The sequence below is a fragment of the Streptomyces sp. NBC_00513 genome (genome assembly GCF_041431415.1).
Lineage (GTDB): Bacteria > Actinomycetota > Actinomycetes > Streptomycetales > Streptomycetaceae > Streptomyces.
This window is the reverse complement of the sequence record NZ_CP107845.1, coordinates 7,213,020-7,226,089: the sequence shown is the minus strand read 5'-3', so window position 1 is coordinate 7,226,089 and position 13,070 is coordinate 7,213,020. Positions and strand designations below refer to the sequence as shown.

At 71.5% G+C, this 13,070-nt stretch carries 12 protein-coding genes; 4 read left to right on the top strand and 8 right to left on the bottom strand.

Annotation, left to right across the window (positions count from 1 at the left end):
- Positions 1–83 precede the first annotated feature (83 nt).
- Positions 84–812 carry a CPBP family intramembrane glutamic endopeptidase gene (locus OHA84_RS32500; RefSeq protein ID WP_266952820.1) on the bottom strand — a complete coding sequence of 243 codons (729 nt, stop codon included), beginning with the start codon at positions 810–812 and terminating at the stop codon, positions 84–86.
- Positions 813–839: 27 nt separating this feature from the next.
- On the bottom strand, positions 840–2,312 hold the full coding sequence (locus tag OHA84_RS32495; protein WP_266968352.1) for a basic amino acid/polyamine antiporter: 1,473 nt from the start codon (positions 2,310–2,312) through the stop codon (positions 840–842).
- 413 nt (positions 2,313–2,725) lie between these two features.
- Between OHA84_RS32495 and OHA84_RS32490 the strand changes: the two genes are divergently transcribed.
- Complete coding sequence (locus OHA84_RS32490) at positions 2,726–4,447, top strand: alpha/beta-hydrolase family protein (protein ID WP_266968354.1); 1,722 nt, start codon at positions 2,726–2,728, stop codon at positions 4,445–4,447.
- A 90-nt stretch (positions 4,448–4,537) separates the two neighbouring features.
- Here OHA84_RS32490 and OHA84_RS32485 read toward each other — a convergent pair whose 3' ends face one another.
- Entirely contained in the window at positions 4,538–5,068 is a 531-nt protein-coding gene (locus OHA84_RS32485; protein ID WP_266968355.1) for a DUF5709 domain-containing protein, read from the bottom strand.
- A gap of 433 nt (positions 5,069–5,501) precedes the next feature.
- Between OHA84_RS32485 and OHA84_RS32480 the strand changes: the two genes are divergently transcribed.
- The 3 genes from OHA84_RS32480 (at position 5,502) to OHA84_RS32470 (ending at position 8,440) form a co-directional block, all read left to right on the top strand.
- A complete protein-coding gene (locus OHA84_RS32480) occupies positions 5,502–5,921 on the top strand; it encodes a molybdopterin-binding protein (protein ID WP_266952812.1) in 420 nt (139 codons plus the stop codon).
- 510 nt (positions 5,922–6,431) lie between these two features.
- Positions 6,432–7,337 carry a cyclopropane-fatty-acyl-phospholipid synthase family protein gene (locus OHA84_RS32475; RefSeq protein WP_266968357.1) on the top strand — a complete coding sequence of 302 codons (906 nt, stop codon included), beginning with the start codon at positions 6,432–6,434 and terminating at the stop codon, positions 7,335–7,337.
- A 5-nt stretch (positions 7,338–7,342) separates the two neighbouring features.
- Positions 7,343–8,440 carry a hypothetical protein gene (locus OHA84_RS32470; RefSeq protein ID WP_266968358.1) on the top strand — a complete coding sequence of 366 codons (1,098 nt, stop codon included), beginning with the start codon at positions 7,343–7,345 and terminating at the stop codon, positions 8,438–8,440.
- 85 nt (positions 8,441–8,525) lie between these two features.
- Here the strand turns inward: OHA84_RS32470 and OHA84_RS32465 are convergent, their stop codons facing one another.
- From OHA84_RS32465 to OHA84_RS32445, 5 genes are read right to left on the bottom strand one after another with little or no spacing between them, the layout of a single operon-like run.
- Positions 8,526–9,944: a cytochrome P450 gene (locus OHA84_RS32465; RefSeq protein ID WP_266968359.1), complete on the bottom strand. Its 1,419-nt coding sequence runs from the start codon at positions 9,942–9,944 to the stop codon at positions 8,526–8,528.
- A complete protein-coding gene (locus OHA84_RS32460; RefSeq protein WP_266952804.1) occupies positions 9,941–10,567 on the bottom strand; it encodes an ATP/GTP-binding protein in 627 nt (208 codons plus the stop codon). The genes OHA84_RS32465 and OHA84_RS32460 overlap by 4 nt, the downstream gene beginning before the upstream one ends.
- Positions 10,548–10,907: a DUF742 domain-containing protein gene (locus tag OHA84_RS32455; RefSeq protein ID WP_266952802.1), complete on the bottom strand. Its 360-nt coding sequence runs from the start codon at positions 10,905–10,907 to the stop codon at positions 10,548–10,550. The genes OHA84_RS32460 and OHA84_RS32455 overlap by 20 nt, the downstream gene beginning before the upstream one ends.
- Positions 10,904–11,311 (bottom strand): roadblock/LC7 domain-containing protein, encoded by a 408-nt coding sequence (locus OHA84_RS32450; RefSeq protein ID WP_266952800.1) that lies wholly within the window; start codon positions 11,309–11,311, stop codon positions 10,904–10,906. Before OHA84_RS32450 ends, OHA84_RS32455 begins: the two co-directional genes overlap by 4 nt.
- Before the next feature lie 6 nt (positions 11,312–11,317).
- Positions 11,318–12,856 carry a sensor histidine kinase KdpD gene (locus tag OHA84_RS32445; RefSeq protein ID WP_266952798.1) on the bottom strand — a complete coding sequence of 513 codons (1,539 nt, stop codon included), beginning with the start codon at positions 12,854–12,856 and terminating at the stop codon, positions 11,318–11,320.
- Positions 12,857–13,070 lie beyond the last annotated feature (214 nt).

The following is a 13,070-nucleotide window of genomic DNA, read 5'->3' as shown; positions in this document are numbered from 1 at the left end:
CTGCACTCCGCGACGCACACACGGCACCATGGTTCCTCATTGCCGACAAACCGCCTATTCGGTGACGGGGGCTGTCGTAACGGTCATTCGACCAGGTGGGCGACGAGGTAGCCGAACGCGTTGGTCGCCCAGTGCAGGGCCATCGGGGCGAGCAGCCCTCCACTCAGCCGGCGCAGTACGCAGAGCACGACCCCCGCCGCCGCGGTGAAGAGCACGGCCGCGGCGTTGACGAGTACGGCACCCCACGGCGAGTGCCCGAAGACGGAGCCGAGAACGGGTTTCGCGTCGTTCAGGTGCAGCGACGGCAGGATGTGCCACAGGCCGAAGAGCAGGGAGGAGAAGCCGATGGCCGCCCGGGTGCCGAAGTCTCTGTCCACGAGGCCGTAGAGGACGCCCCGGAAGGCGACCTCCTCCAGCAGCACCGTGCCGACGGGAACGGCCACGCAGACGCGCCAGAGCACCTCGCGGGCGCCGAGGCCGCCGGTGCGCCGGTCCTCGAAGAGACCTTGGCCGGCCGGTACCAGTGCGGCCGCGAGATAGCAGCAGGCGACGATCAGGACGAGGGCCCCGGCCCACCGCAGTTGTCGGGGCAGATCGGTCCTGCCGAGCCCGAGGTCGTCCGCGTCGCAGCCGGCGAGCCACGCGAGGACGATCAGGACGGTCGTGGCCACGAGGGCGGTCGGCAGGATCCACGACGGCGCCCAGAGGTTGTCGGCCAGGTTCGTGAGCACCAGGACGACGATCACGCACAGCAGGGCGGCTCGCGTGGACAGGATCGGACGACGTGCCGCTGTCGACGCCGGGCCGTTCATGGCGGTTCTCCTCGGCATCCGTTCGGGTCAGAGCTCGACCCAGCCCGCGGCCAGGGCGACGATCCCGAGGACCGCGCCGGCCACCGAGACGGCGAGGATGACGTACTCGCGGGGCGAGAACAGCCTCCTGCCCTGTTCTCGTCGGGCCATGACGAAGAGGATCGTCGCCGGGGCGTAGAGGATGAAGGAGATGAGCACGTAGCGCAGTCCGGCCGCGAAGATGAGGAAAGCCGTGTAGAGCGTCGCCGGCACGGCGACGGCCAGTTGGCGCCTTCGGCGGCCGGTGGCCGTTCCCGCCGCCTCGGTGGGCCCCGCGCGGCGGACCCCGACGGCGACCTTGACGGCGAAGGCCGCGGCGAGCAGGAACGGGATGAGCGAGAGGGCGCTGGTCAGGTCGAGGGCGAAGTTGAACGCGTCGTCGGAGAACAACGTGACGATCAGGATGATCTGTGAGAGCACGGTCGTCATCACGAGCGCGGGAACCGGCACGTCCTGAGCCGTGGCCCGGCCGAGGAACCGGGGCATGTCCTCGTCCTTGGCGGCGACGAAGAGGACTTCGGCCGCCATCAGTGTCCACGCCAGGTAGGCGCCGAGTACGGAGATGATCAGTCCGACGCTGACGAAGGCGTTGCCCCAGGTGCCGACGGCCGCCTCCAACACCCCGGCCATGGACGGCTGGCGCAGCTCGGCGATCTCGCTCATCGGCAGGATCCCGTAGGAGACGATGGTGACCGAGGCGAAGACGGCGAAGACGCTCAGGAAGCCGAGGACGGTGGCCCGGCCCACGTCCTCACGGCGCCTGGCGTGGCGCGAGTACACGCTGGCGCCTTCGACGCCCAGGAAGACGAAGACGGTGGCCAGCATCGTTCCGCGCACCTGGTCGAAGAGGGAGCCCGCGTAGTCGGCGCCGGCGAAGTTGTCCGCGAAGACGCCCGGGTCGAGGTAGAAGAGCGTGAGGACGATGAAGAAGAGGATCGGCACCAGTTTCGCCGCGGTCACGATCCTGTTGATCGCCGCGGCTTCCTTCACCCCGCGTCGGATGAAGAGGAAGAAGGCCCACAGTCCGACCGACGACAGTGCCGCCGCGAGGACGGTGTCCCCCTCGCCGAGGGCGGGGACGACGGCGCCGATGGTGGACATGATCAGCACCCAGTACGTCACGTTGCCGACGCAGGCGCTGGCCCAGTAGCCGAAGGCGGAGAAGAAGCCGAGATACTCGCCGAAACCGGCCTTGGCGTACGCGTACACACCGGCGTCCAGGTCGGGCCGGCGTACCGCGAGCGTCTGGAAGACGAGCGCCAGCATCAACATGCCGGCGCCCGCGATCGCCCAGGAGATGAGGGCGCCCGCCACACCGGTTTCCTGTGCGAAACGGCGGGGGAGCGAGAACACCCCGGCGCCCACCATGGACCCGACGACCATGGCCGTCAGCGTGAGCAGGGTCAGTTTCGCCGCGGGCGCGGACTCCGGCGCGCTCGGGGCGCGTTCAGCCTGGGCCATGGTGTTCCTCGTCGCCGGTCCGGACTCGGAACCGGACCCCGCGCGACCTGAGCGGGCAGTCCGTCCGTGGACTCCGCCACTGTCCGTCAGTTCGCCGGGCCCCGCATCTTTTCGATCTTGCGCGATCGGCGCCCGCGGACCGGCCCACACGAGCCGGCTTCCCGTCCGGCCGCACCCAGCGCGCGCCCGCCCACCTGCGCCGTCACGATCGGGGGGAGAACGCCGCGGCCGGAAAGGACTCGCGCAGTGAGCACTCGCACACCAGACGAACACGCTCCCCTGAGCCGGAGTACCGGTGACCACGGCGCTACCCGGCCGTCGCCCCGTACCCGCCCGTCGTCCGGCGCCACCCCGTCGCTCACCGACGGGGCGCACCCGGCCCGCGCGATGACGCCACCGCCATGGTGCTGAGCGTGATACCTCCCCACGTGCCGCTCCCCGGCAGTGGCGGGCTCCCGGGAGACGGACGGTACGGCGAGAGCCCGCTGAGCGCACGCGTGGTGCGCCGGGGGCTCTCCCTGACCGGTGCCGTGCTGGCGACGGTCTTCTACTGCCTGTCCCTGACGCCGGCCCTGCTCCCCCGCCCGTGGTGGCTCCAGGGGGTGGAGGCGGGGGTGACCGCGGCCCTCGGGTACGCGCTCGGCGCGGTCCTCGGCACGGTGACGCGGGCACTGGCCGGGCGCAGGCTGATCCTCCCCGCACGGTCCCCGCAGCGCGCCGCGTGGTCGGCGGTGGCCGCGGTCTGCGTGGCGGCCGTCGTCGTGACGACCGCGTTCAGCGTGTCCTGGCAGGGCGACATGCGCAGGGCGGTCGGGATGCGGCCCCAGGTGGTGTGGTGGCAGTGGGTGCTGGTGCCCGTCCTCGCGGGCCTGGTCGCGGCGCTGCTCCTGGGTGCGGCGCGCGGCCTCAGGCTGGCCACCCGCAAGGTGTCGCAGCCGCTGACGTGGCTGGTCCCGCGCTCGGTCGCCTACGGCACCGGGATCGCCCTGGTGGCCTTCCTCGTCGTCGGTTTCGTCCAGGGCTTCCTGCTCAAGGGCGTCCTCCACGTGGTGGAGAACGGCGCGTCCCTGACGGACCGGGGGACGAGCGAGGGCGTGGTCCGCCCGACCTCCACGACGCTCTCGGGAGGCGACGGCTCGTACACGCCCTGGGACACCCTGGGGGCGAAGGGCCGCGACTTCGTCGGCGGGACGAGCACCCGCGCGGACATCGCGCGCTTCACCGGGCGGGACGCCAAGGATCCGGTCCGGGTGTACGTGGGTCTGCGTACGGCGGACTCCCTCGACGAGCGGGCCCGGCTCGCCGTCCGCGAACTGGAGCGCGCCGGGGGGTTCGAGCGGGACGTGCTGGCCGTGATGGGCACGACGGGCACCGGCTGGGTCAACGACCAGGGAAGCCGACCGCTGGAGTACCTCTGGTTCGGCGACAGCGCGTTGGTGGCCATGCAGTACTCGTACCTGCCCAGTTGGGTGTCCGTCCTCACCGAGGACGAGGCGGCCGACGCGAGCAGGGCGCTGTTCACGGCGGTGTACGACAAGTGGCGGACACTGCCGGCCGAGACCCGACCGAAGCTGCTCGCCTACGGCGAGAGTCTTGGTTCGTACGCCATGGAGAACGCGCTCGGCGGCACGTTGAAGGGCCTGGCCGGCCGCACCGACGGGGCGTTGTTCGTCGGCCCCACCTATGCCAACCCGCTCTGGAAGACGCTCACGGACGGCCGTGCTCCCGACAGCCCGTCGTGGCGGCCCGTCGTCGGTGACGGGGCACAGGTGCGGTTCGCGCAGGTCCCCTCGGACTATGCGATTCCGGCGGCGCCGTGGACGGGCCCGCGCTCGGTGTACCTCCAGAACGGTTCGGATCCCGTGGTGTGGTGGTCGCCGGATCTCGCCTATCGGCACCCCGACTGGCTCGACGACCCCAGGGCGGGGGACGTGTCATCGGCGATGCGCTGGTATCCGGTGCTGACGTTCTGGCAGGTGGTGTGCGACCTGGCCGGCGCCGACGGAGTGCCCGATGGCCACGGGCACCGTTACGGCACGATGCCGACGACCGCCTGGGCCCAGATCACCCGCCCCCCGGGCTGGACCCCAGAACGGACCGCCGCCCTCGCCAAGCACCTCGGCGCCCGGCCCTGAGGACGCGCACGGGGTGCCCGCCGGCGGCAGCCGGCCCGGCACCCCGCGTGTCGGCGTCCGCGGCGGGCGCCGGGCCCGGCGCCCGCCGAGTCAGGGGGTGGTCTCGGTCTCGGTCTCGGTCTCCGTCTCCGTCTCCGTCTCCGTCTCCGAAGAATCCTCCCAGGCCAGGATGTGGTGCCGGCTCTCCGAGGTCCCGCCGGCCACATTGCGTCCGACCACGTGCATGGCCGCCTCCTCGGCGGACTCCTCCCCCGCGTCGTCGCCGGCGTCGAACCCCAGTACGTCGGTGTTCCGACGCGAGCCCGCCTCCCGCACGGAGACCAGCCGACCGACTCCGTCCTCGTCGAGGAGGAACGGCGCGCGCGGCGCCTCGCCGACCTCGGGTACCTCCTGGGCCAGTCGTTCGTCGAGCGACTCGCCCTCGCTCTGTTCGCGCCCCGTGATGCCGTGGCGCGTCACCACGCTCGCGCGGTCCGCGGCGGTCTGGTAGCCCTCGTCGAGCCCCAGATCGCCGTTCGGCTCCTCGAGCGCGTTCTCCATGTCCGGCTGTCCCTCGGACGTCTGGTCGGTGTCCTGGGGCTGGTACACGTCGTCGCCCTGGCCATTCGTTTCATCGACCATGGTTCTTTCCCGTCTGGGTTGACGAGCCTCGGCCAGGACCGGAGTGGCGTACTCGCCGGTACGCCCGTTCTCCGCTCCCCGGCGTGTGACCGCCCGCACCGTCCATGCGCCGCATCTCCCTCTCGCGTACCGACCGGCCATGGTCAGAGCGCTCAGGCTCTCCTCCCATCATGGCCGCACTCCCGCCGGCTGACGAACGCTGCACCGGTGGCGCCCGGGGGCCGGGCCCGGTACGTCCGGCAGCGGGCGGGGCGCCGGGCCTCGACGAGGTGGGCGGGGTTCTCGCGCTGCCGCCTCGTTCACCCGGACAGGGCCGTTCGGCCGGCGGACGCGCCGCCGTCCCCGGCGGTCGCCCCGTACTTGAGTAGCGTCGGCGACTACGCGGCCCACCCACGGCGCTGCCGTCCCCCGAGACCTGTGAGGCGTTTCCCCCATGAGCCTGAGCATCCGCAACCAGTTGTCCGGCATCGTCACCTCCATCACGACGGGCGAGGCCATGGCGACCGTGAAGGTGCGCCTGGCGGGCGGCCAGGACATCACCGCGGCGATCACCACCGACGCGGTGCGGGACCTCGGGTTCGCCGAGGGCTCCGCGGTCAAGGCCCTCGTGAAGTCCACCGAGGTCGCCCTCGCGACCGCTCCGGTCGAGGGCATCTCCATCCGCAACCAGATCCCGGGAACCGTCACCGACGTCACCACGGGCGGCGCCATGGGCTCCGTCAAGGTGACCGTGGAGGGCGGCGAGCTGACCGCCGCCATCACCAAGGACGCCGTCGAGGCCCTCGGGCTGACCGCCGGCGCCTCCGTCGTCGCCCTCGTCAAGTCGACGGAGGTCTCCCTCGCCACCGCCTGACCACCCGCCCGGTACGCGTCCCGCGGCGCGCCGGGTGGCGGAGCCGCCCCCGGGGGTTGGTCACGGACGGGCCGACTGTCCACCGGTTCCCGGCCACGACCGTGCCGAACAGCCCTCCGCGCGTCCCTTCCCGGCTCGCCACCCGGGAAGGGGCGGTCCACGGCCTCACCGCCCCCGACCGCCCCGGCGGCGAACGACAGCCCCACGGGACACGGGTTCGACGCCCGCCCGGCCCCCTGGATCCGGGGTTTCGCGTTCACGTTCGGACAGACTCGCGTCACACCACCACGTGTCCGCCCCACCACCCCGACCCGTCACGTACGAGGTCGGGGCGGTTCAGGCGCGTGCAGAATCATTTCGTCACCAACTCCCGTGATTCAAAGCGCTCTTGTGTGCAGACGGGACGGCCGGTAAGTGCCACGATGATCCATGCTTCAACCGTCAGTCGGGGTGACCGAAACCAGTTGTCGGTCCCCTCGGCAGCCCTACGCCACGAAGGGGCGGGCAGACATGAGCGCTACACCATTCACTTCTCCCTTAGGCAGCGGGCAGGGCCTGGACGATGAGCAGGTGCGGCTCTACTACGGCCGCAAGACCGCGGACATCCTCCACAAGTACGGCCCGGGTCCGCGTGTCCACTTCCACTTGGGGATGTTCGGACACGACACGCACCCGCACACCACGGTCCCGCAGGACGTGATCAAGCAGCGCATCGTGGGCGCGCAGGAGTACATAGTCGAGCACGCCGCCCGCTCCTGGGGCGCCTACGAACGACCCCCCCGCACTCTCCTCGACATCGGCTGCGGTCTCGGCGGCGGCTCGCTGTACTGGGCGCAACGCCACCGTACGAGGGTCACCGGTCTCACCATCGCGGCCGAACACGTACCGCTCATCGAGCACTTCGCGCGGCAGGCGGGCGTCGGCGACCGGGTCCGCGCCCACGTGGCCGACATCCACGCCCACGACGCCGTGCGGACCTACGACGCCGCCTACGCCAACGAGAGCAGCGGCTACATGGACCGTTCCCGACTCTTCGAGGTCGTCGCGAGAGCGCTTCGGCCGGGCGGCTGGTTCGGCATACAGGAGCACTTCGTGTGCCGGCCCGAGTGGCGCGGGTTCCTCGACGAGTACTACAAGACCCGGCTCGGGACGCGCGAGGAGTACGTGAGCGCCGCGTCGGCGGCGGGCCTCACCCTCGAACGGGACGAGGACGTCACCGACCGGGTGGCGGAGTTCTGGGTACAGTCGATGGCCTGGAACACCTGCGAGCTGGACCGGGTCCGGGCCGGCGGCGCCCCGGCGGCATGGACCCCCAGGCGACTGGAGGAGTCGACCGTGGTGCACAGCAGACTCTTCCGGCTCTGGCGCGACCACGCGGTCGAGACCCGGCTGCTGATGTTCCGGAACGGGGGCTGAGGACCGTGACGTCCATCGATCGCCCTTCCCGGATCGGCAGGCCGCTGCCGGCGTTCTACTGCCCCCTCGCCACCGGACTGGTCCACCCCCGGGCCAAGGAACTGGAGGCCCTGGCCGTCGACTGGCTCGACTCCCACGGGATCCACTCCGATCCCGTCGAACGGGCCTGGAGCCTGGCCACGCACAGCGCCGACTTCTCGTCCCGCATCGTCCCGCACGGGGACGACACGGCCCTGCTGCTGTTCATCGAGTGGAACTACTGGGCCAACGCCGTCGACGACTGGCAGGACTCGGGGGCGGACGACGTCCGTACGGCGGCCGTCACCGATCACGGCGCGCGGCTGCTGCGGACCATCGAGACACCGGGGGCCGGCCTCCTGCCCGACGGGCCGATGACCCGCGCCCTCGAAGACCTCGTGACGCGCACGCACGCGCTGCTCACCCCGTTCGAACTGCGCCGGTTCACCGAGGGGACGCGTGACTGGCTGCTCGGGGCGGCCTGGGAGGCGGCGAACGCCGAGCGGGGACTGATACCCGGCCTGGCGGACTTCGCGGCCATGGGAACCCTCGCGAACGGCACCCGCTTCTCGCTCACCTGGGCCGACGTGGCCAACCGTGTCCGGCCGGCGCCCGACGTGTTGTACGCGCCCGCGGTGCGGGCGCTGACGGACGCCGCGGGATTCGTCGTCAGCGCCGACAACGACCTGTTCTCGTACGACAAGGACGACCACGTGGAGCCGCGGGAGGTGAACCTCATCAACGTGATCGCCCACCAGGAGGGCCTGACACCGGCGCAGGCGGTGCCGGTGGCGGTGGCCCTCCGGGACCGGGTGATGGGCCTCTTCCTGAGGCTGCGGGAGCAGGTGGCCCGCGACGCGGACGAACAGCTCGCCCGCCACCTGGAGGGGATGGGCCACTACATCGCGGGCTGCCTCGCGTGGCAGGACCGGGCGCCGCGCTACGCCTGCCCGCGCAACCGCAACGAACTGCCCGTCGACGGGGCGCGGTTCGACATCCGGTACGGCGACGTGCCGAGCGACGACCGGACGGAGGCACCACCGCTGCCGGCCCTCGCCTGGTGGTGGGACCTGCTGGACGGGTGAGAAGGCCACCCGCACCCCGGTGGCGACACTCCGGGGCCCGCGCCGTTCGTGGCGCGGGCCCCGGGGCGGACGGGTCGGACGGTGCTCAGTCGAGTCCGAGCAGTCGTCGCCACCAACTCGGCCTGCGATGGGTGGCGGAGGTCGCGGGCATGGCCGCAGGCCGCGGCGGGACGGGCGCGGAGGGGGCGTGCGGCGGGTGTCCGACGGCCCGCTCCGGGAAGGGGCGTTGGCCGTTCGACGCCGAGCCGTCCTCCAGTGGGCGCGGCGTGAACCGTACCGGCAGGGCCAGCAGATGCCGGGACATGAGTGTGCCGCGCCAGCGCAACTCACTCTCCGGTACGCCCAGTTGCAGGTCTGGGAGTCGACTGAGCAGCACTTCGATGCCGGTGTCCGCGATGGCTCGGCCGATGTCCTGGCCGGGGCATTCGTGGGGGCCGCTGCTGAAGGCGAGGTGTGAACGGTTGCCGTGTACGGACGCGTCGGGGTCCGGCCGGATCTGCGGATCGGCGTTGCCCGCCGACAGGCCGAGCAGCAGCATGTCGCCGGCCTTGATGTCACGGCCCCCGAGTTGGGTGTCCCCGGTGGCCCACCGCCCGATGATGGTGTTGATCGGCGGGTCGTCCCACAGGACCTGTTCGAGCGCGTCGGGCAGGGTCATGTGGCCGCCGGAGAGGCTGGCGCGGAAACGCCGGTCGGTCAGGACCGTCCGCAGGGTGTTCGCGATGAGGTTGGCGGTCGTCTCGTACGCCGCGATCAGCACGACGCGCAGGTGCATGAGCACTTCCGTGTCGGTGAGGTCCGCCGGATGCTCCAGCAGCCAGGAGGCCAGGTCGCGGGCGGGCACCGATTTGCGGGCGTGGACCAGTTGTTCCAGGGTCGCGGTGACGTACCGGTCGCTCTCCAGGGCCGTCTCGGTCCCTTGCAGCATGTCGCGGGCCGCCTTGACCAGGCGGGGGCCGTGCTCGTCGGGTGCGCCGACGAGCTGGGTCATGACGAGCATGGGGAGTTGGTCCGAGAAGGCGGCGACCAGGTCGGCGCGTCCGTCGGCCGCGATCCGGTCGATCAGCTGGTTGGCGAAGCGGGTGACGTGGCGGCGAATGCCTCGTCTGTCGAAGCGCAGCAGGGACTCCACGACGGCGCCGCGCAGCCGTTCGTGGACGGGACCGTCGGTGAAGTTGCACACCGGTACCCAGGCGACCATCGGGCCCAGCGGGGTGTCGGCCGGCACCCTGCCCTCCCGCATGTCGCGCCAGCCCCGCGGGTCGCGGGCGAAGCGGGAGGGGGTGCGGGCCACGTCGAGGTTCTCGCGGTGGCCGAGGACGAGCCAGGCCCGCAGCTCGCCCTGGACGAGGACCGGGGCGACCGGGCCGTGTTCCGCGCGGAGCTTCTCGTACAGACCCGCCGGGTCCGACGCCGCCTCGGGTCCGTCGAGCCGGTGCAGCCCGCCGGGGGTCGCCGCGGCGTGCGCGGGGCACCCGGGTGGCGGGGTGGGGTTGGTACTCACAGTGCCTCCGTGGTTGCTGCCTGGGAGTGCAGGTAGCGCATGAGGGTCAGCAGGACGTCGCGGGCCGAGCCCCGGCGCCTGGCGTCGCAGACGAGGATGGGGACCGTGGGGGGCAGGTCCAGGGCTTGGCGGAGTTCTTCGAGCGGGTGCTCGGGCGCGTCCGGGAAGGAGTTCACCGCGACGACGAAGGGCACACCGCGCTCCTCCAGCCGACCGATCACGTCGAAGCTGATCTCCAGCCTGCGGGTGTCGAGGAGGACGACGGCGCCGAGCGCGCCCTCGAACAGTCCCCGCCACAGGAACCAGAAGCGCTCCTGTCCCGGGGTGCCGAACAGGTAGAGCACGAGTTCGTCGTTGATGCTGATCCGGCCGAAGTCCATGGCGACGGTCGTGGTGGTCTTGCGGCCCACCCCGCGCGTGTCGTCCACGCCGATGCCCGCCTTGGTCATCGTCTCCTCGGTGGTCAGCGGCCTGATCTCACTGACCGCGCCGACCATGGTCGTCTTGCCCACGCCGAAGCCTCCGACGACGACGATCTTGACGGCGGTGGCCGTCGACTGCGGGAGTATGTCCTCGTGCCGGGGTCCGGCGACGACCGGCAGGTCAGAGTTTCTGTAGTCCATCGATCACGGCCTCGATCAGAGCGATGTCGGGAAGTTTGGCGACGGGCACGGGCGGGCGCACCTGGACCTGTTTGCCCGCCAGGAGATCGCCGATCAGGACGGTGACCACGCTCACGGGCAGGCCGACGTAGGCCGAGATCTCGGCCACCGACAGCGGCGCCTGGCACATCCGCAGGATCGACGCGTACTCGGGCTGCATCTCCGGGCGCGCGCCCGCCTTCGCGACCACCAGCGTGACGAGGTCGAGGCGAGTGGAGGTGGACGATCCGCTGCGGCCACCGGTGATGACGTACAGCCGCTCGGGACTGTCCTCCTCCCAGCCTCCGGGGGGCTCGCTCACGCGGTGTGCCCGTCGTGTCGAGGCGGGGTGCTCAGGTGTTCTCCAATCCGGCTCACCAGGTCGCGCATCTGCGCGCCCATCAAGCCGGCGTCGACACCCTCGTCCGCCAGTACCGCCAGGTAGGAGCCGGAACCGGCGGCCATCAGGTAGAAGAAGCCGCCGTCCATCTCGATGACGACCAGCCTCATCCGCCCTCCGGAGCGGGGCAGTTCGGAGGCGACGGCGCCGGCCAGGCTCTGCAGGCCCGCGCACGCGGCCGCCAGCCGGTCCGCCGTGTCGATCTCGGCCCCGTACTGGGCCACGCACAGGCCGTCCGCGGACAGCACGATCACGTGACGTGTCTGTGGGACTCCGGAGGCCAGATCCTTGAGCATCCAGTCCAGGCTGCTGACTCGCTGTTGCATCACTGCTTACGTCCCTTTGTTCGCTGGGCCCGGGCCATCGTCCTCGCCGCCTGACGTGCCGGACAGACCGTTGTGGAATGCCTCCAGCCACATGCCGGGCGCCGCCTCTTCCGTCGGGGTCCGCGAGGAGAACCCGTACGGCGCGTCGGGCGCGACCTCCCGGTCCTTGCGCCGCCGCTGGGGCAGGCCGGTGGGGGTGCGCTCGGTGACGGGAACGGTGTCGTCGCCGCGGCCGGGGCGGGCCGGGGGCACCGGGCGGGCCGCGGCCGGCGGCAGCGGCGCGGAGGTCTGCGCCGAGAGGTGGTCCACGGGGTGCTGTCGGGGGCTGGGGGCGACGGCCCGCGGACCGGAGGACGCGCCGATGCCGTGGGCGAGCCCGGTCGCGGCCGACGTCGTGGTGATGAGGTCCTGGGGAACGATGAGTACCGCGCGCACCCCGCCGTAGGCCGAGGACCGCAGGGAGATCTGGAACCCGTAGGCCTGCGCGAGTCGGCCGACGACCGCGAGGCCCAGGCGCGGCGTCTCGCCGAGGTCGTTGAGGTCGATGCCGGTCTGGGCCTGGGCGAGCATCCGTTCGGCCCGCTTGCGGGCCTCCTCGCTCATGTTCACCCCGCCGTCCTCGATCTCGACGGCGATGCCCGACTGCACCTCGACGGCGGTCAGGTGCACCCGGGTGTGGGGGGGCGAGTACCGGGTGGCGTTGTCGAGCAGTTCGGCCAGGGCGTGGATCAGCGGTTCGACGGCGGGGCCGACGACCGCGACCTCGGAGACCGAGTGGAGTTCGACGCGCTGGTAGTCGATGATGCGGGACATCGCTCCGCGCAGGACGCTGTAGAGCGGGACGGCCCGGCTCCACTGGCGGCCGGGGCGGGCCCCGCCGAGGACGGAGATCGAGTCGGCGAGTCGACCGACCAGGGCGGTGCCGTGGTCGAGTCGGAGCAGGTCGCCGAACACGTCGGGGTCGCTGCCGTGCCGGTCCTCCATCTCGCGCATTTCCTGGGCCTGTTGGTGAACGATGGCCTGCACGCGGCGGGCGATGTTCACGAAGGCGCGCTGCGCCGACTCGCGGAGGTTCTCCTCGGCGTCCACGGCGTCGACCACTCGGGCCAGCACGGTCCGCAGGGCGGTCTTGAACTGCGGTGTCATGGAGGTGTCCGCGCTCCAGCGCGAGGTGTGTCCGGCGTTGCCGACGAGCGAGTTCAGCACGTCGTCGGGGTACTCGCCCCGGCGCAGCCGGTCGATCACCTCGGGCAGCAGTACGTCGGCGAGGTGGATCGTCTCGGCCTCCTGGCGCCGCAGGGCGGTGAGGAGTTCCGCGACCTGTGCGCGGTGGGCGGTCGCGGACCGGCCGCGGAGCGCCGCTTCGGCGACCGCCGCGACCGTGCAGGCGCCGCCGATCGCGATCCACACGACGGGGGCGGACCCCGAGGCGGAGACCAGCGCGCCGACCAGGCAGGTCGCGGCCACGACCACGATCGCGGGGAGTGTCCAGCTTATCCCTGCCTCGAATGAGGAGGCTGCGGGTGGGGAATGTTCTTGCGCCATCAAGTTCCTCGAGCCATCGAAAGAGGGGATCTTATGACCGATGGGCGGGAGCTTAACGGGGCCAACTCGACTGGTCCGGAGTTTCGTTGTTGTTCATCAGACGGAGGAACGATAATGCGCCATGACGTGGGCGAAGGGGAAAGGTGTTCGATGCGACCCCCGTTCGGAAAGGTCGCTGTTGAGAACACCATTCGCGGTCAAGGCAATTGAATCG